This is a genomic window from Mycobacterium sp. E3251, assembly GCF_001666835.1.
Classification (GTDB): domain Bacteria; phylum Actinomycetota; class Actinomycetes; order Mycobacteriales; family Mycobacteriaceae; genus Mycobacterium.
The window spans coordinates 52,298-68,364 of record NZ_LZJF01000015.1 but is presented as its reverse complement, the minus strand read 5'-3'; the positions used below and the strand labels follow the sequence as shown (position 1 = coordinate 68,364).

Below are 16,067 nucleotides of genomic sequence, written 5' to 3'. Positions count from 1 at the left end.
ACTCGATAGCGCCCGCGATATCAAAATCGAGAGTCCGGTAATGGTTCCGAGCTCAGGAGCAGTCGCAGGAGTACCAGCATCCGGTGACCCGACCCGCAGCACAGGCCCCCGGTACGTGGCAGTGTTGGTGGCGTGAGCGACTTCGCATGGCCAACCGAGTACTGATCACAGGCGGCACCGGCACCGTAGGCCGCGCCGTCGTCGACCGGCTGACCGCCGCCGGCAAGGACGTCCGCGTGCTGAGCCGCGGACGGCGGCGGCACCAGCGCACCGATGTCGAGCATGTCGTCGGCGACGTGCAGACCGGCGACGGGCTCGATGCGGCGCTCGACGGCGTCGACACGATCGTGCACTGCGTCTATCCCAGCGAGCACCTGGTCGCCGCGGCGAAACGGGCGGGCTCACCGCATCTGGTTTACGTCTCCATCGTCGGAATCGACCGCGTCCCATTCGGCCTGTACCGCACGATGCTCGCCAACGAACGCACGATCGCCGAGTCGGGCCTGCCGTGGACGGTGCAACGGGCGACCCAGTTCCACGATCTGATCGCCGTCATACTGCGCATGCTCGCCAAACCGCCGGTCATGGCGCTGCCGGCGGGCCTGAAATTCCAGCCGGTCTACGTGCGCGACGTGGGCGCGCGGTTGGCCCGGTTGGCGCTCAGCGAGCCGATCGGACGTGCGCCGGATTTCGGCGGCCCGCAGCCGCGTGCACTCGAAGACCTTGCCCGCAGCTACCTGGCCATCGTGGGTAAACGCCGACGCATCGTCCCGATCCGCTTGCCCGGCAAGGTGTTTGGCGAGTTATGCGCCGGTGCCCTGCTAACCCCGGAGCACGCCGACGGCGTGATCACGTTCGAGCAGTACCTCCAGGAACAGGTCGCCGCGGGTCAACTGCCGTACCGTGACGCCATCCGCGCTTACCTGCCGCACCGCCCGCGCAAAGGGGAGCGGTAAAAACCCGCACTCGGACCTGGGCATCCAGCTTCCAGCCATCCGGACCGATCTCGGCAGCGGGCTTCCCGCCATAATGGAGGCGATGAATCTTGTGAGGATGAGGCTGCTGGTAGCAGTCGCCGTGCTCGTTTCGTCAACGGTGGCGGGCTGCCACTTCGCCTCCAGGAACCCGCCGTCGACCAAGACACTCCAGGTACCGATGACCGACGTGCTTACCCAGGACGCCATCAAGCAGAGCATGACCTTGGCCGTCGGCAACACGCTGATCGTAAAGTTGGGCTCCAATTACACCACCCCGTACCGGTGGACACCGGAGATGAAGGTGGGCGATCCGGGGGTCCTGAAGCAAACCAGTCACGAGTTCGTGCCGCCGAGTTCTGACGCGTTGGGGGCGCCCGGCACCGAGGTGTGGGAGTTCACCGCGTTGAAGCCGGGGACCACGACCATCGGCACGTCCTACACCAGCTTCGTCGACAAGGACTCCAAGCCGGCGTGCACCTACACGGCCGACGTCACGGTGCAGTAAACCTCTCTGGCAAACGAGTGCGGACCGGCCGCGCCTCGCGCTACGGTCTGGTGCGTGTTCGGCTTCCTCCGGAACTTGTCCGAAATCGGCAAACTGCCCGCGGCGCTGCGCGACGAGCTCGAAGCCGAGGGCGTCATCTTCAGCGCCGGCAATGTGGGGGTGAGCCGGCACTTCAGCGGCCACGTGCCTGGGGTCTATTCGGCTTCCGGCGTATCCCGCTACAGGGGTGCGTTCGCGTTCACGTCCGCCCGAGTGGTCGCCACGCTTCCCGCGCGCGGGGACGCCAACCTGCGATCGATCGATTGCTCGTGGGACAGCCGCAACGGGCCGGCCCGGGCCACCGTCACCGGCAAAGGCCTGAAGCTGGAAATCGACCTGCACGGCGTCGACCCCGCCTTCAGCGGGTCGATGAGCCTCAACTACAAGAAGAACATCCCCGACGAGGTGCTGGAGACGCTGCCTACGACGACGCTGCGTTATCCGGTCCAGCCCGTTTTCGTGTATCGCGCGGCCGGGGTGCGTCCCAAGACATAGCCTGCGGCACAAGGGTTTCCATATTTCTGAGCGGGGTGGATGCCCAGGGCGTGGCTGACGAGGCCGATCCCGGCGCCAAGGATGGGCCATATCGGCCAGAAGTAGGTGGCGCCGGTGGCCGCGGCGACGGCCGCCCACACGGTGAGCACGATGACGGTCATCGCCAGGTAGGCGGCGAGGTGAAGGCGCACGCCGCGGCGGGCGGCCTCGATGCGGGCGGCGCGGCGGCGCGGGTCCGCGCGCCGGATCCGATCGAGCGGCAGGTCGGCGAGGAGTCGGGTGAGTTCCTCGGTGGTGTGCGTGCCGAACACCGCCTGCATCCGTTGCTCGTATTCATCCAGTTGCAGGTAGCCCTGCGCGAATGCTTGGCCGAGGCGTTCCGCCGCCCTCTCCCGGTCGCGGTCGCCGGCACGGGGGGTCATGAGTTGCTGGTCCATTTCGTCCCCTTCCAAAGATGTGAATGGCTTTAACATAGTCGGCAATGTTAATCTCGTCAACATGGCACGGCAGAAAGTTGCGGCGCGTCGGGACAGCTACCACCACGGCGACCTCAAACGCGCGCTGACCAGCGCCGCCTTGTCTCTGGTGGCCGAGAAGGGGCCGAAGGGTTTCACGCTGACCGAGGCGGCGCGGCGCGCCGGCGTCAGCGCCGCCGCGCCCTACCGGCACTTCGCCGACAAGGCCGCGCTGCTCGCGACCGTGGCCGAACAGGGGTTTCGGGACCTGCACGCCGAACTGGCCGCCGCCGGCGCGACGCCCGACCCGAAGGACCGGGTGGTCGAACTCGGCCGCGCCTATGTGCGCTGGGCTGTCGCCCACCCGGATCACTATCGGGTGATGTTCGGCGCCGAGCTCTCAAAGGCCGACCATCCCGACCTGGCAGTCGCGGGCGAGCGGGCGTTCGCCGACCTGCTCGACGCGATCGTGACGTGCCAACAGGCGGGGATCGTCGGCGGTCAAGACCCGCGTGAACTCGCCGCGCCGCTGTGGTCGTTGGTGCACGGCGTCGCGTCGCTCGCGATCGGTGGCGAATTGGATGCCGTCGGCATCGAGCAGGACCCGGAGGCCATCATCGCCGGCGTGGTGGCCCAAATGCTGGGCGGTTAGGCGACGTTGGCCTGGCGGCGCGTCGCGTAGACCTCGGCCAGGAACTGTTCGACGGCGACCGCGGTGTGCGCGGCGCGCGCCGAACCGAAGATGTCGAAAGCGTGCTGGGTGAACGGCAATTCGGCGTATACGACGGGCTGGGTGCTCGCCTGCCGCAGTCGCTCGACGAATCCACGCGCCTGCTCGACGGGCACCAGCGAGTCGTTGCGGCCGTGCAAGACGAAGAACGGGGGAGCGTCGGCCGAAACGTGGTTGACCGGGGAAGCCGTGATGAAAGGCTGCATGTTCGTCGAAGGGCGTTGCTTGACAACCGATTTGACGAGCAAGGCGGGCATCATCGGGTGCATCGCGTCGTTGAACCGGGTGAAGTCGTAGACGCCGTAGAACGGCACGGCCGCCTGCACTCGCGTGTCGGCGTCTTCGAACCCGGGCTGGAACTGAGGGTCATTGGGCGTGAGAGCGGCCAGCGATGACAGGTGGCCGCCCGCCGAACCACCCGTGATGGCGATGAATTCGGGGTCGCCGCCGTACTCGGCGATGTGTGCCTTGACCCAGGCCAGGGCGCGCTTGACATCGACGATGTGGTCCGGCCAGGTGTTGCGCGGGCTGTGCCGGTAGTTGATCGCCACACAAACCCACCCCAACTCGGCGAGGTGGCTCATCAGTGGATGAGCTTGTCCGCGTTTGTTTCCCGTGGTCCAGGCGCCACCCGGGATCTGGAAGAGCACCGGCGCCTTGCCAATCGGGTCGAGATCCGGACGGCGCCAGATGTCCAAGTGGTTGGCGCTGCCGAATTCGCCGTAGCTGATGTTGGAATCGTGGGCGTAGTCGCGGTAGATCCGCATCATCCGCACCAGCCCCGGCGTTTTGGCCGTCCCGCCGCCGGCCGGCCGGCGCCACAGGTCCCCGGACTCGGTCCGACGACCCGCGCCCAGGCCCTCGTCCAGCGCTTGCGTCAGTGGGACGTTGGCCTTATGCCCGGCACGGCTGAAGTTCAGCAAGCCCATCGCCGACACCGTCGCCACCGCCCACGCGGCGATTCGCACCGGCGGAGTCAGGCGGCGAGCCGTCAGCGCCAGACCGCCGAGCTGGCTGACCAGGGTCTGCACCGGCAATTCGGTGACGACCAGCCCGAACATCCACGAGAAGAGCGATAGGTAGCCGCTGCGCGCCAGCGGGCGGTACGCGTTGAGCGTGGACACCGCGGTCACGGCGGTGACCACCAGTGACCCTATCTGCCGGATGACGTGGATGATTCGAGCTGTCCGCATCCGCTCACCTTACGAAATGCGCTAGGTCGCGTCGGCCCGGCTCTCGAGGTTCTTGACCGCGGCGGGGTCGTTGTCGGTCAGCCCGACCTTCGACGCGCCGCCGGGCGAGCCCAGCTCGGTGAAGAAGTCGGCGTTGATCTGCGTGTATTCGCCGTATTCGCCGGGCAGGTCGTCCTCGTAGTAGATGGACTCGACCGGGCACACCGGCTCGCAGGCGCCGCAGTCGACGCATTCGTCGGGGTGGATGTAGAGCATCCGCGCGCCCTCGTAGATGCAGTCGACGGGACATTCCTCGATGCATGCCTTGTCTTTGATGTCGACGCAGGGCTCGGCGATCACGTAGGCCATGCACCCCATGGTTCTTGCCGCAACCGGCCGCGAGTAGAGGTCCCGGCGTTGTGGAGTCACAAGCTATCGTTGTGTCACACGAATTGATTGTGATGTGATCAGCCATGCCGCTCAGCCCGCGAATGCCCGAGCTCGCCTCGTTCGAGGTGTTCTTGGCGATCGCGGAGACCGGCAGCCTGGGCCGCGCGGCGCGCGAACTCGGGCTGACCCAGCAGGCCATCTCGCGACGGCTCGCGTCGATGGAGGCCCAGATCGGGGTGACGCTGGCGGTGCGGACGACGCGCGGTTCCCAGCTGACGCCGGCGGGCCTGATCGTCGCGGACTGGGCGCGGCGGTTGCTCGAGGTCGCCACCGAGCTTGACGCGGGCATGGGATCGCTGCGCAAGGAAGGCCGCGAGCGGATCCGGGTCGCGGCCAGCCAGACGATCTCCGAGCAGCTGATGCCGCATTGGTTGCTGTCCCTGCAAACCGAGGCGACACGGCGCGGCGTCGTTGCCCCGCAGGTGAGTTTGACCGCCACCAACAGCGAGCACGCGATCGCCGCGGTCCGCGACGGCAGCGCGGATCTCGGTTTTGTCGAAAACCCGGGTACGCCAAAGGGTTTGGGCACCTGCGTGGTGGGGCAGGACGAACTGGTGATCGTGGTGCCGCCGGGCCACAAGTGGACGCGGCGGGCGCGGGGAGTGACCGCTCGTGAACTCGCGGAGACGCCATTGGTTGCCCGCGAACCCCATTCGGGCATCCGCGATTCGCTGACGGTGGCGCTGCGTCAGGTGCTGGGGGAGGACATGGAGCAAGCGCCGCCCGTATTGGAGTTGACGTCGGCGGCGGCAATGCGTGCGGCCGTGCTCGCCGGCGCGGGACCGGCGGCCATGAGCCGGCTGGCGGTGGCCGACGATCTCGCCGTGGGGCGGCTGAGCGCGGTCTCCATCCCGAAGTTGGACTTACGACGCAAGTTTCGCGCGATCTGGGTGGGCGGGCGCACGCCGCCGGCCGGGGCGGTTCGAGACCTGTTGAGCCACATCAACAGCCGCTAGGCCGCCGCGTCGGCTGCCAGCGCCTCGTCGTAGCGGTCGAGCACGGTCTGGGCCACCAGCGGGTGCGCGCCCAGCGGCGCGGCCATCGGAATGCCGTTGTCCCGGGCATACGCCGAGACGTCGTCGGTGAGCAGGCCCGGCGCTAGGAACCAGGGCGCGATGACGAGTCGGCGCGCGCCGCGGCGGCGCAGGTGGCCGGCCGCGCGTTCCACCGACGCCTCGGGCCGAGTGGCGAACGCGGTCGTCGCCCCGGCCCAGCTGGTGCCGATGGCCAACCGGGATGCCACCTTTGCCGTGCGCGCGTTCGCCGCGGTGTTGGACGAGCCGATCGCGACCACCATCACCCCGAGATCGTCGTCATGTGGGGAAACCCCGACCTCGGCCAGGCGTTCGCGCAGCACCGTCACCAGCCGCTCGTCCTCGCCGAGCACGTCGGCCTGCCGGATGCCGTGCGCTCCGGCTTTCGCGATCTGCTTGGGGATGTCCAGGCGCGCGTGGTAGGCGCTGGCCAACAGGAACGGGGCGACCACCGCGCGGCGGCTGTCCGGCAACTCGGCCAGCACGTCGGCGAAGTTCGGTTCGTTGAGCTCCAGGAACGCCAGCCGCACGTCGAGGTCGGGGCGCATCGATGCCAGCCGGTCGGCCAGGGCGCGCGCGTTGGCGCCCGACCGGGGGTCCCGGCTGCCGTGCGCGGTGAGTACGAGCGTGCTCATGATGCGTGCAACCCGCATTCGACCTTGTTTCGTCCCCGCCAGCGGCCGCTGCGAGGATCGTCACCCTCGGCCGGCTTGCTGGTGCAGGGGGCGCAGCCGATGGACGGGTAGCCCTCCTCGACGAGCGGATTGACCAGGACGTTGTTGCGCTCGATGTAGTCCTGGACGTCGTCGTCGGTCCAGGCCGCGATCGGGTTGACCTTGATCACCTCGAACGACTCGTCGAAGCTGATCAGCGGGGCGTTGGCGCGGGTGGCGGCCTCCACCCGGCGCAATCCGCTGACCCACGCCGCGTAGCCGCGCAGCGCGCGGCGCAGGGGGATGACCTTGCGCAGGCGGCAGCACTCGTTGGGATCGCGGGCGAACAGGTCCTTGCCCAGCAGCTCGTCCTGCTCGGAAACGGAGTGTTCGGGTTCGACGTTGAGCAGGTGGATGTCGTAGACGGACTCGACCGCGTCGCGGGTGCCGATGGTTTCGGCGAAGTGGTAGCCGGTGTCCAGGAACAGCACCGGCACGCCGGGCCGCACGTCCGAGGCGAGCGAAACCATCACCGCGTCTTGCATGTTGGCAGCCACCACGTACTTGCAGTCGGCCGAGTCGTCATCGCCGAAGTGCTCGTCGGTCCAGTGCAGGATGTCGACGGCGTCGGCGCCCTCCATCTCGGAGGCACCGCGCTCGGCGAGCGCACGCAGCTGCTCCTTGGTGAAGTTCATCGCCACCATGGCGGGGTCCTCAACTCCTATCGCAGGTCGGCCTCGTCGGCGCGCAGCGCCCAGGACGCGAAAGTCTCGCCGCCGTCGCGGTTTTCGAGGAACTTGCGGGTCACCCGGTCGATGTAGTCGCCGAGCTCGTCGCTGGTCACCTTGTGCTGGCGCAGCTTTCGGCCGAACCCGCTCGCCTCGCCCAGGCCGCCGCCCAGGTGGACCTGGAAGCCCTCGACGGAATTGCCCTCGCCGTCGTCGATCCACTGGCCCTTGAAGCCGATGTCGGCGACCTGAATTCGTGCGCACGAGTTCGGGCAGCCGTTGAGGTGGACGCTGATCGGCACGTCGAGCTCGGCGTTGACGTCGGCCAGGCGCTGTTCCAGCTCGGGCACCAGAGTCTGTGTGCGAACCCGGGTTTCGGCGAAGGACAGCTTGCAGAACTCGATGCCGGTGCAGGCCATGGTGTTCTTGCGCCACGACGACGGCCGCGACGGCAGGCCGAGGGCATCCAAGGCGGCGACGGTCTCGTCCACTTTCTCGTCGGGCACGTCGAGGATGACCAGCTTCTGGAATGGGGTCAGCCGGGCCCGGTCGGAGCCGACCTTCTCCATCAGGTCGGCGACCGCCGACAGGGTGGCGCCCGACACGCGTCCGGCGATCGGGGCGACGCCGATCGCGTTGAGCCCGTTCTTGATCTTCTGCACGCCGACGTGGTCGATGGTCTGCTTGACCGGCGCGGGGGCCGGGCCGTCGATCAGCCGGCGGTTGAGGTATTCGGTTTCGAGGACCTCGCGGAACTTTTCGACGCCCCAGTCCTTGATCAGAAACTTCAGCCTGGCCTTGGCGCGCATCCGCCGGTAGCCGTAGTCGCGGAACACCCGGGTGACGGCCTCCCAGACGTCGGGCACCTCGTCGAGCGGGATCCACACCCCGACCCGCTGGGCCAGCATCGGATTGGTCGACAGGCCGCCGCCCACCCACAGATCCAGGCCGGGCCCGTGTTGGGGATGGTTGACGCCGACGAACGCGACGTCGTGGGTCTCGTGGGAGACGTCCTGCAGGCCCGAGATCGCGGTCTTGTACTTGCGCGGCAGGTTCGCGTATTCGGGATTGCCCATGGAGCGCCGGACGATTTCGTCGATCGCGGGGGACGGGTCGAGCACCTCGTCTAGCGAGTCGCCGGCCAGCGGCGAACCGTGGATGCCGCGCGGGCAGTCGCCGCACGCCTCGGTGGTCTGCAGGCCGACCGAGTCCAGGCGCCGCCAGATTTCGGGGACGTCCTCGATGCGGATCCAGTGCAGCTGCAGGTTCTCCCGGTCGCTGATGTCGGCGGTGTCGCGGGCGAATTCGGTCGAGATCTGACCCAGCGTCCGCATCGAGTGCGCCGTCAGCGGTTTGCCGTCGGTGCGCACGCGCATCATGAAGTACTTGGCTTCGATCTTGTCGGTGTTGTCGTCACCGGTCCAGCTGCCGTCGTAGCCCTGTTCGCGTTGGGTGTACAGGCCCATCCAGCGGAAGCGCCCCCGCAGATCGGAGTGGTCGATGCTGTCGAAACCCTGATGGGCGTAGACGTTGACGATGCGGTCGCGCACGTTCAGCGGCGCGTCGTCGTTCTTGATCTTCTCGGTGTCGTTGAGCGGTTCGCGATCACCCAGCGCCCACTGGCCCTCGCTGCGGGTCTTGGCGGGACGTGCTGTGGTCATGAGGTGTGCTCCTTCGCGGTGCTTGGGGCTGCAGGGCTGCTGGCCGCGGCATCGACGCGATGATGTTGTCAGTCAGAGGTGAGCGCGGGCGCTCCGTTGCGCCCACGTCTCATGGCTTCATAGTGCCCGGGTTACGCCTAGGGGAGTAGAGGTCGCGCCGTTGTGAGGGCACAACCGTTGGTTGTGTGCTCCGGTTCACGTTTATTGGTCTGGCGCGCAGCGCGATTGCAGTAGCCTGCGGTGGTGTCTAGGCCGACGCTGGACGCGCGGGAGCGGTCCGCGCTGTGTGACCTTTTCGTCGAGCTCGGCCCGTCCGCTCCGACGCTGATCGAGGGCTGGACTTGTCGCGATCTCGCCGCCCATTTGGTGTTGCGGGAACGGGATGTCGTTGCGGGACCATGTCTCGTGCTGCCCGGTCCGTTCCAGCGGTTCGCCGAGCGGCGCAGGGTTGCGTTGGCCCGTCAGGATTTCGGGTGGCTCGTCGCGCGGATCCGGTCGGGCCCGCCGGTCGGATTCTTCCGCGTCGGGTGGGTGCGCGCGTTGGCCAATCTCAACGAGTTCTTCGTGCACCACGAGGACGTGCGCAGGGCGCAGGGGCTGGGGCCGCGTTCGTTGGCATCCGACATGGACGCGGCGTTATGGCGGAACGTCTGCCGGGGCGGGCGGTTTCTGAGTCGGCGGCTTTCTGGTTGCGGGCTCGACGTGGAGTGGGCCGGCTCGCGCGTGACGGTGCGGCGGGGTGCGCCGGTGGCGTTACTTCGCGGCCAACCCGGTGAGCTGCTGTTGTATCTCTTTGGCAGGCAAGGGACGGCGGACGTCGAAGTCGGTGGGCCGCCGGATGCCGTTGCGGCGGTGCGTCGCGTGCACTTCGGGATGTGAGCCCGTCGGTGACAGAAGTCACAGGAGCCACACGCGCCTCTGGAAAAAGCGGCACCCAAAGTGCCCGCCTCACAGCGACAACTTGCGGCGGTGGGGCGCCGAGTCCGCCGTTGTCGCTCAGAGGCGGGCACATCGGCTCATCCCCAAAAATCGCCGGCACGAAGCCGCACGTGCGCGAGAGGGGGCTGAAAGCTCTTGCCGCTCAACGCCGCTTGCCGGTGGTGGGCTGAGGGCTTAGGTGGCGAACAGCACGTCGGGGTTGAGGATGCCCGCGGGGTCGAAGCTCTGCTTGATGCGGCGCATCAGGTCGACCTTGACGGGGTCTTCGAGCTCCAGGAAGTACGGCGTCTTGGCGCGGCCCAGGCCGTGCTCACCGGAGATGGCGCCGCCCAATTCCATTGCCAGCGCGAAGATGTCGGTCATCAGCTTCTTGCGCGTGCCTGGGTCCTTGCAGAAGATGGCCAGGTGCACGTTGCCGTCGCCGGCGTGCCCGCAGCCCGCCGCGGCACCGCCGGCGGCCGCGGCCAGGCCGCGCGCGGCGGACAGGAACTTCGGCATCGCGGAGCGGGGGACCACGGTGTCGATGATGTCGTCGGCGCCGATCGCCTTCGCCGTCCAGAACGCCTTCTCGCGCGCCTCGATCAGCTTGCGTGCCGAGAGCCCTTCGAGCACATAGGCGTCCACGGCACCCAACTCGGCCAGCAGCTCGCCGGCCGCTTCGACGTCCTCGTCCAGCCGGTCCGCGGTCCGGTTCTCAAGCGCCACAACGAGATAGGCATCGCAGCTGTCGCGGACGCTGTCCGGGATACCCAGCTCCAGGTTCTGGGTGTGGACGAGCGCGGCCATCGTCATGTTGTCGATGTACTCCAGGATGTAGGGCGCGAGGCCGCTCCCCACCACCTTGGGCACCGCCGCCATGATCTGGTCGAAATCGGCGAACGGGGCCAGGACCGTGGCGGCGTGGTCGAGCCGCGGGTGCAGCTTGACGGTCACCTCGGTGGCCAGCGCCAGCGTGCCTTCGGAGCCGACGATGAGCTGGGTCAGGTCGTAGCCGGTGGAGATCTTGGCGATCCTGCCGCCGGTGCGGATGAGCTCGCCGGTCGGCAGCGCCGCCTGCAGCCCCAGGACGTTGTGGCGGGCGATTCCGTACTTGACCGCGTTCATGCCGCCGGCGTTGGTGCCGACGTTGCCGCCGACGCTGGACGACAGCTCGCCGGGGTGAACCATGTAGCGCAGGCCGGTTTCGGCGGTGGCGGCGTCCAGTTCGGTGAGCGTCACCGCGGGCTGGACGACGGCGACCTGGTTGGTGGTGTCGACCTCGAGCACGGCGTTCATCCGCTCGAAGGAGAGCAGCAGCCCGTCGGCGCGGGGGATCGCGGCGCCCGACAGGCCGGTCCCGGACCCGCGGGCCGTGACCGGCACCTTGTTGTCCGAGGCCGCCTTCAGCAGCTGCGAAACCTCTTCAGCGGTGGCCGGTTTGGCGACGTACGCCGGGCGCTGTGGCGGCTTGGTCAAGACTTCGTCGTGCCAGTAGTCCTCGGGGATGGCGTCGCCGGTCAGCAAGTTGTGCTCGCCGACGATCTCGGAGAACCGCGCCGTCATGTCGCTACCTTATCGCCGGAGTGAGGTGATCGAGCGGTGTTCGCAGCCGACCGCGGACGATCGGCACACAGTCGTCGGGCAGGTCGGTGGTGACCTCGACGCCGGAGTCGGTGAGCTCATCGAGGAATCTCGGTAGTCGCTCCATCGCGCCGGTGGGCAGGTCGTGCAGGACGACCACGGTGTGCTCCTGGTTGCGGGTATCGGCGAGCGCCCGGTCGACCCATCCGCTGGGGTCGGCCCAGTCACGCGGGACGCTGTTCCATAGGACGCAGGTGCACTTCTCCGCGATGAGGTGGTCGACCGCCGTCTGATTCAGGCAGCGCCGTTCGAGTACGCCCTCGGTTCCCCACGGCCTGAAGTAGCGATCGGCATCGTCAAATTCGTCCAAAAGCGTTTGTGTGCTGCTGATTTCGTGAATGGTCTCCGTAGGGGAGAGCTCGCCGAGGGGCCGGCCGTGGGTGAAGGAGTGATTGCCGATCCGGTGGCCCTCGGTGACGGCGCGCTCGATCAGCCGACGCCCTTCGGGTGAGGAGACCCTCTCACCGACGACGAAGAATATGCCGGACATCTGACGCTGAGCGAGGGCATCGAGAACCTGATCCGTGACACCGGGGGTCGGGCCGTTGTCGAAGGTCAACGTGATCTTCACGCTGAAAGCCTATCGCGCCGGTCTTGCCTGACTGATCGATCAGGCAGTACCTTATTCGGAAGCAACGAGACGAGTCGAAGTTGACCGAAACGATTCCGAAGACTGGGGACACTGCCGGTGACACCCGGCAGCGCATCCTGCGCACGACGATGCGGTGCTTCTGCGCGTACGGCTATGAGAAGTCCTCGATGAAGCTGATCTCGACGAAGGCCGGCGTTTCGCAGACGCTGCTGCATTACCACTTCGAGACCAAGGAAAAGCTCTTCCAGGCGGCCATCGACGACATGGCCAGGAACATGTTCGCCGCGGCGGCGGCGCGGCTGTCGCAGGCGACGTCGGTGCGTGATCGCCTGGCTGAGGCGGCCGGTCTGCTGTACACGCTGTTCATAGACGACATCGACGCGGTCACGTTCATGGTCGAGTTCGCCGCGGCGGCCAACCACAACGAGTTTCTGCGGACCGCCTATGTCGACTATCGCGATACCCAGCGACGGCAGCTGGCCGAGCTGCTGCGCACCATCGCCGGCGACGCGGCGCCGCAGCACTTGATCGACGAGGCGGTGCGTCTGTGCGAAATCGTGCTGCTGGGCATGGCGATGCAGCGCCCGTTCATCGGCGAGACTTCGGGCTTCCGCGCCGACTTCGACGCCTTCGCCGAGATGATCGCCGCCCGCTTCACCGAGAGATTGGATTCAACGAGCTGATGGACACCACCATTCAGGCAGTGCCGCCGATGGTCGAAGACGCGGTGACCGGATCCGGCGGTAGGCGAATCTTCGTGCGCCGCTACGACAACGAGAATGCCGACTACGTTTTGGTGTTGGTGCACGGCACCGCCGGCAACAGCGAGAGCTACGATGCGTTCGCCGAGCACATGCGCCGCCACTACCGCGCGGCGGTCTATTCGTTCGATCTGACCGGGCACGGCCGCACCGAAGGTGAGCCGGGTGTGTTCAGTTTCGAAGACTTCCTCGAAGACACCCGGGCGGTCACCGATTACGCGGCACGACGCACGTCTTTGCCCGTCGTCGTGCACGGCGCCAGCCAGGGCGGGGAGGTCGCATTCCACGCGCTCGACGCGTGCCCGGCCGTGGCGGCCGGAGTGTGCATGAACATTCTGTTGAACCACGAGACACCGATGAGCCTGCCGATCAGGCTCATCCGGTCGCGGGTCGCGCAATACGCGGCGGAGAAGGTCGGCGATCGGCTGCGCGTCCCGCTGCGGCGGTTCATCGACTTCAAGGCCGCTTACCAAGAAGACCCCGGACTGCTGGGCGTCAAGAAGAAGGACCCGCTGTACGTCTGGTCGTATGGGTTCAAGAGCTATCACTCGGTGTTCAACTATGTGCCGTCAAAACCGGCCGCCGCCAACACGAAACCCGTGTTGATCGCCTGCGGCGAGCACGACGAGATCGTCGGCGTCGAGCACTGCCGGGCCTGCTTCGAGCGGATCGGCGGCACCAAAGACTTTTTCGTGATGCCCGGTGGGGGCCACCAGCTGATGTTGTTCGACACCGGTGTCTACAGCCGCGTGATCGATTCGTGGATTCGGGAGCGGGTGCTCGGCAAGGCCGAAAAGTGGGAACCGCCCATCGAACCAGAAGAGCGGAGCTACTTCGAGTTCCTCGATCGGGAACGAGCCAACGACGCGGCGGGCGAACCGGAATACCACTATTCGATCATCGATCGCGTGCTGATGCGGATCAGCAACGGCACGATCGAGCGCGGCGTCCGCTACTTCTCCAACGCAGAGGTCAGCGAACAGTGGCGCTTCACCGCCGACCTTGTCGGCGAAATCGACTACGCGGCATGGGACTTCCTGAACGACTACCTTCCCACCACGGACGGCCAGCGCCCGACGATGGCCGTGGTCGGCTGCGGCGGCGGCGGGGCGATCGCGGGATTGCTCGAACGATATCCGGAGTTGGGCGACTGGGACATCGTCGGCATCGACGTCGACTACAAGTCGATCGACGCGGCCCGCAAGCGCCTCGCTGATAAGGCGACCTTCGTCGTCGGAGACGCGCGTAACCCGGAGGTGTTGGGGGCCAATCGATTCGACCTGGTCTACCTGCACGGGGTCCTCGACCACTGCACCGAGCACCGCGGCCTGATGGACAGCGTGTTCCGCGCGCTGAAGCCGGGCGGTCGGATGTTCTATGTCGCACCCGATCGCAACCTGTGCACCTGGCTGTGTTTCGTCACGATCGGGCCGCTGTTCGTGTTCGGCCTGCACAAGCCGAACCACGACTTTCGCCGATTCCCTCGCCCCGCCGAGCTGAACAGCATGCTGCAGGACGCCGGTTTCGAGCTGTTACCCAGGCGGGGCCGACCGGCCGCCCCCGCCATGGTCGGGGTCGAATACAAGACGGGGATGAATCCGTTCCCGGTCAAGAGGTCGGTGCGCGATCGCGCACTCGGCGAGGAAATCTTCGAGCACACCGAGCCCAGGTGGTGGTTGGGGAACGGCTTCGTCGGCGAATATGCGGGGGCGGTCCAAAAGCCGCCGCAGACAGCCGCTGTTTAACGCCTGTCGAGTAGGGGGTTTCGATTTCGGACTGGGTGGTTATTCGGAACCAGCAGGGAGTCAGCTTTCCGACAGGAGATCGACACGGACCTCCAAGGAACCCAGTCTCACCGCGGCCAGGGCAGTAATGGAGTGCCTCTGGTGCCGGGTGGGCTCCTTGGCGACGGTCGGTACGAACTGCGCGGCGTCCTGGGCCGCGGTGCGATGGCCGAAGTGCGTGAGGCATGGGACCGGAAGCTGAACCGGCCCGTCGCCGTCAAGCTGCTCTATCCCGGGGTGGCCGACCGGCCGGACAGCCGGTTGCGGTTCGACATGGAGGCGCGCGCGGCCGCGCGGCTGACCGGTCGGCACGTGGTGGTGGTCCACGATGTCGGCGAGCACCAGGGGTTGCCGTTCATCGTCATGGAGCGACTGCCGGGGGTGTCGCTGGCCGACCACATCGCGCGCGGGCCGCTGCCACCGGCGTTCGTGCACGTCGTTCTCGACGGTGTTCTCGACGCCCTTGCCGAGGCGCATAGCGCCGGCATCCTGCACCGCGACGTCAAGCCGGGCAATATCCTGTTCACCGCGGCCGGCGAGCCCAAGCTCGCCGATTTCGGCATTGCCAAGACGTCCGGCGCCGCCTACACCAGGGCCGGCGAAGTCGTCGGCAGCATGGCGTATCTGAGTCCGGAGCGGCTGACGTCCAAGCCGGGCACGGTGGCCGATGACCTGTACGCCGTCGGCGTGGTGGGCTACGAGGCGCTGACCGGGCGGCGGCCGTTCCCGCAGGAGGACCTGGGCGCTCTGGCACACGCGATCCTGAACACCTCGCCGCCGCCGCTGGCCGCGCTGCGCCCCGACGTGCCACCGGTCCTCGCGGCGGCGATCGAACGTGCGATGGCGCGCGACCCGGCATGGCGGTTCGACCAAGCCGGCGCGATGCGAGCCGCGCTGGCCGGCGCGGCCCCGTCAGCGATGCCCACCGGCACGCGGGTGATGGAGGCGCCTCCGCCCGCCGTGCTGACCTACACACCCGCGGCCGCGCCACTGGAGCCGGACACTCCCCGGCGCAAATGGTGGATCGCGGCCATCGCTGCCGCGTTCCTGTTGGCGCTCCTGCTGTTGGCCATCGATCCGCCGTTCTCATCGCCACCGCCGACGCCGACCACGACCACCACCACGCCGACGCCACCCCCGACGACCACCGCCACCACCACACCCAGCAGCACCCCGGAGCCGGCGCCACCGCCACCGGGTCCGCCGGGTCACGGGGGCCCTAAGCACAAAGGCCACGGCGGCTGATTTGAAAACATGCGTTGCGAAAAGAGTTGTGGAACGTTCTGACTCTTCATCCCACACCGGGCCACCCGCGACGTGTGGGTGGGTTGGTTTTCGCCGGGTGCCAAGGGCATCTGAGTGACTGGCAGGCGCGTGAGGTGCAACCTACGCTCGCATTTGTGCGGCAAACGATGCATGTGGACAGCGGTGCGGTCAGGGCTATGGCGGCCCGCTGGGGTGTATTGGTGGGC

At 67.4% G+C, this 16,067-nt stretch carries 17 protein-coding genes; 9 read left to right on the top strand and 8 right to left on the bottom strand.

What is annotated here, in order from left to right; translation table 11 throughout:
• Window positions 1-146: 146 nt before the first annotated feature.
• The 3 genes from A5697_RS02525 (at window position 147) to A5697_RS02515 (ending at window position 2,016) form a co-directional block, all read left to right on the top strand.
• Window positions 147-956, top strand: coding sequence for an SDR family oxidoreductase (locus A5697_RS02525; protein WP_068007737.1), 810 nt, complete (start codon window positions 147-149; stop codon window positions 954-956).
• A 91-nt stretch (window positions 957-1,047) separates the two neighbouring features.
• On the top strand, window positions 1,048-1,482 hold the full coding sequence (locus A5697_RS02520; protein WP_068007829.1) for a protease inhibitor I42 family protein: 435 nt from the start codon (window positions 1,048-1,050) through the stop codon (window positions 1,480-1,482).
• A 54-nt stretch (window positions 1,483-1,536) separates the two neighbouring features.
• On the top strand, window positions 1,537-2,016 hold the full coding sequence (locus tag A5697_RS02515; RefSeq protein ID WP_068007736.1) for a hypothetical protein: 480 nt from the start codon (window positions 1,537-1,539) through the stop codon (window positions 2,014-2,016).
• On the opposite strand, the gene A5697_RS02510 is transcribed toward A5697_RS02515, so the two are convergent.
• Complete coding sequence (locus tag A5697_RS02510) at window positions 1,959-2,453, bottom strand: DUF1707 domain-containing protein (protein ID WP_068007732.1); 495 nt, start codon at window positions 2,451-2,453, stop codon at window positions 1,959-1,961. The genes A5697_RS02515 and A5697_RS02510 overlap by 58 nt on opposite strands.
• 61 nt (window positions 2,454-2,514) lie before the next feature.
• Here A5697_RS02510 and A5697_RS02505 point away from each other — a divergent pair, with 61 nt between their 5' ends.
• Entirely contained in the window at window positions 2,515-3,123 is a 609-nt protein-coding gene (locus A5697_RS02505) for a TetR/AcrR family transcriptional regulator (RefSeq protein ID WP_068007730.1), read from the top strand.
• Here A5697_RS02505 and A5697_RS02500 read toward each other — a convergent pair.
• Window positions 3,120-4,394, bottom strand: coding sequence for an alpha/beta hydrolase (locus A5697_RS02500; RefSeq protein WP_068007726.1), 1,275 nt, complete (start codon window positions 4,392-4,394; stop codon window positions 3,120-3,122). The genes A5697_RS02505 and A5697_RS02500 overlap by 4 nt on opposite strands.
• Before the next feature lie 21 nt (window positions 4,395-4,415).
• A complete protein-coding gene (gene fdxA, locus A5697_RS02495) occupies window positions 4,416-4,742 on the bottom strand; it encodes a ferredoxin (RefSeq protein WP_068007724.1) in 327 nt (108 codons plus the stop codon).
• 104 nt (window positions 4,743-4,846) lie between these two features.
• Between fdxA and A5697_RS02490 the strand changes: the two genes are divergently transcribed.
• On the top strand, window positions 4,847-5,779 hold the full coding sequence (locus A5697_RS02490) for a LysR family transcriptional regulator (RefSeq protein WP_068007721.1): 933 nt from the start codon (window positions 4,847-4,849) through the stop codon (window positions 5,777-5,779).
• On the opposite strand, the gene A5697_RS02485 is transcribed toward A5697_RS02490, so the two are convergent.
• The 3 genes from A5697_RS02485 to A5697_RS02475 are packed head-to-tail and all read right to left on the bottom strand — an operon-like array spanning window position 5,776 to window position 8,899.
• Window positions 5,776-6,492 carry a sirohydrochlorin chelatase gene (locus A5697_RS02485; protein ID WP_068007719.1) on the bottom strand — a complete coding sequence of 239 codons (717 nt, stop codon included), beginning with the start codon at window positions 6,490-6,492 and terminating at the stop codon, window positions 5,776-5,778. The two genes, A5697_RS02490 and A5697_RS02485, sit on opposite strands and share 4 nt — an antisense overlap.
• Entirely contained in the window at window positions 6,489-7,214 is a 726-nt protein-coding gene (locus tag A5697_RS02480) for a phosphoadenylyl-sulfate reductase (RefSeq protein ID WP_068007716.1), read from the bottom strand. The genes A5697_RS02485 and A5697_RS02480 overlap by 4 nt, the downstream gene beginning before the upstream one ends.
• 17 nt (window positions 7,215-7,231) lie before the next feature.
• On the bottom strand, window positions 7,232-8,899 hold the full coding sequence (locus A5697_RS02475) for a nitrite/sulfite reductase (RefSeq protein WP_068007713.1): 1,668 nt from the start codon (window positions 8,897-8,899) through the stop codon (window positions 7,232-7,234).
• 243 nt (window positions 8,900-9,142) lie between these two features.
• Between A5697_RS02475 and A5697_RS02470 the strand changes: the two genes are divergently transcribed.
• Window positions 9,143-9,778 carry a TIGR03085 family metal-binding protein gene (locus A5697_RS02470; protein ID WP_068007825.1) on the top strand — a complete coding sequence of 212 codons (636 nt, stop codon included), beginning with the start codon at window positions 9,143-9,145 and terminating at the stop codon, window positions 9,776-9,778.
• A gap of 234 nt (window positions 9,779-10,012) precedes the next feature.
• On the opposite strand, the gene A5697_RS02465 is transcribed toward A5697_RS02470, so the two are convergent.
• Both A5697_RS02465 and A5697_RS02460 read right to left on the bottom strand, forming a co-directional pair.
• On the bottom strand, window positions 10,013-11,380 hold the full coding sequence (locus tag A5697_RS02465) for an FAD-binding oxidoreductase (RefSeq protein WP_068007710.1): 1,368 nt from the start codon (window positions 11,378-11,380) through the stop codon (window positions 10,013-10,015).
• 4 nt (window positions 11,381-11,384) lie between these two features.
• Entirely contained in the window at window positions 11,385-12,029 is a 645-nt protein-coding gene (locus A5697_RS02460) for a polysaccharide deacetylase family protein (RefSeq protein ID WP_068007707.1), read from the bottom strand.
• Between the two features lie 80 nt (window positions 12,030-12,109).
• On the opposite strand from A5697_RS02460, the gene A5697_RS02455 reads away from it, so the two are divergent.
• From A5697_RS02455 to A5697_RS02445, 3 genes are all read left to right on the top strand, one after another.
• On the top strand, window positions 12,110-12,733 hold the full coding sequence (locus A5697_RS02455) for a TetR/AcrR family transcriptional regulator (RefSeq protein WP_068007705.1): 624 nt from the start codon (window positions 12,110-12,112) through the stop codon (window positions 12,731-12,733).
• Window positions 12,733-14,556 carry an alpha/beta fold hydrolase gene (locus A5697_RS02450; protein WP_231971952.1) on the top strand — a complete coding sequence of 608 codons (1,824 nt, stop codon included), beginning with the start codon at window positions 12,733-12,735 and terminating at the stop codon, window positions 14,554-14,556. Before A5697_RS02455 ends, A5697_RS02450 begins: the two co-directional genes overlap by 1 nt.
• A gap of 141 nt (window positions 14,557-14,697) precedes the next feature.
• The gene (locus A5697_RS02445; RefSeq protein ID WP_068007704.1) at window positions 14,698-15,840 is read left to right on the top strand and encodes a serine/threonine-protein kinase; all 1,143 of its coding nucleotides are present in this window, start codon (window positions 14,698-14,700) and stop codon (window positions 15,838-15,840) included.
• Window positions 15,841-16,067 lie beyond the last annotated feature (227 nt).

What these genes read in the sequence shown, in the direction of transcription:
- A5697_RS02525 (WP_068007737.1), top strand. Translation starts at nt 147, where the DNA reads ATGGCCAACCGAGTACTGATCACAGGCGGCACCGGCACCGTAGGCCGC.
- A5697_RS02510 (WP_068007732.1), bottom strand. Translation starts at nt 2,453, where the DNA reads ATGGACCAGCAACTCATGACCCCCCGTGCCGGCGACCGCGACCGGGAG.
- A5697_RS02505 (WP_068007730.1), top strand. Translation starts at nt 2,515, where the DNA reads ATGGCACGGCAGAAAGTTGCGGCGCGTCGGGACAGCTACCACCACGGC.
- A5697_RS02500 (WP_068007726.1), bottom strand. Translation starts at nt 4,394, where the DNA reads ATGCGGACAGCTCGAATCATCCACGTCATCCGGCAGATAGGGTCACTG.
- fdxA (WP_068007724.1), bottom strand. Translation starts at nt 4,742, where the DNA reads ATGGCCTACGTGATCGCCGAGCCCTGCGTCGACATCAAAGACAAGGCA.
- A5697_RS02490 (WP_068007721.1), top strand. Translation starts at nt 4,847, where the DNA reads ATGCCGCTCAGCCCGCGAATGCCCGAGCTCGCCTCGTTCGAGGTGTTC.
- A5697_RS02485 (WP_068007719.1), bottom strand. Translation starts at nt 6,492, where the DNA reads ATGAGCACGCTCGTACTCACCGCGCACGGCAGCCGGGACCCCCGGTCG.
- A5697_RS02480 (WP_068007716.1), bottom strand. Translation starts at nt 7,214, where the DNA reads ATGGTGGCGATGAACTTCACCAAGGAGCAGCTGCGTGCGCTCGCCGAG.
- A5697_RS02475 (WP_068007713.1), bottom strand. Translation starts at nt 8,899, where the DNA reads ATGACCACAGCACGTCCCGCCAAGACCCGCAGCGAGGGCCAGTGGGCG.
- A5697_RS02465 (WP_068007710.1), bottom strand. Translation starts at nt 11,380, where the DNA reads ATGACGGCGCGGTTCTCCGAGATCGTCGGCGAGCACAACTTGCTGACC.
- A5697_RS02450 (WP_231971952.1), top strand. Translation starts at nt 12,733, where the DNA reads ATGGACACCACCATTCAGGCAGTGCCGCCGATGGTCGAAGACGCGGTG.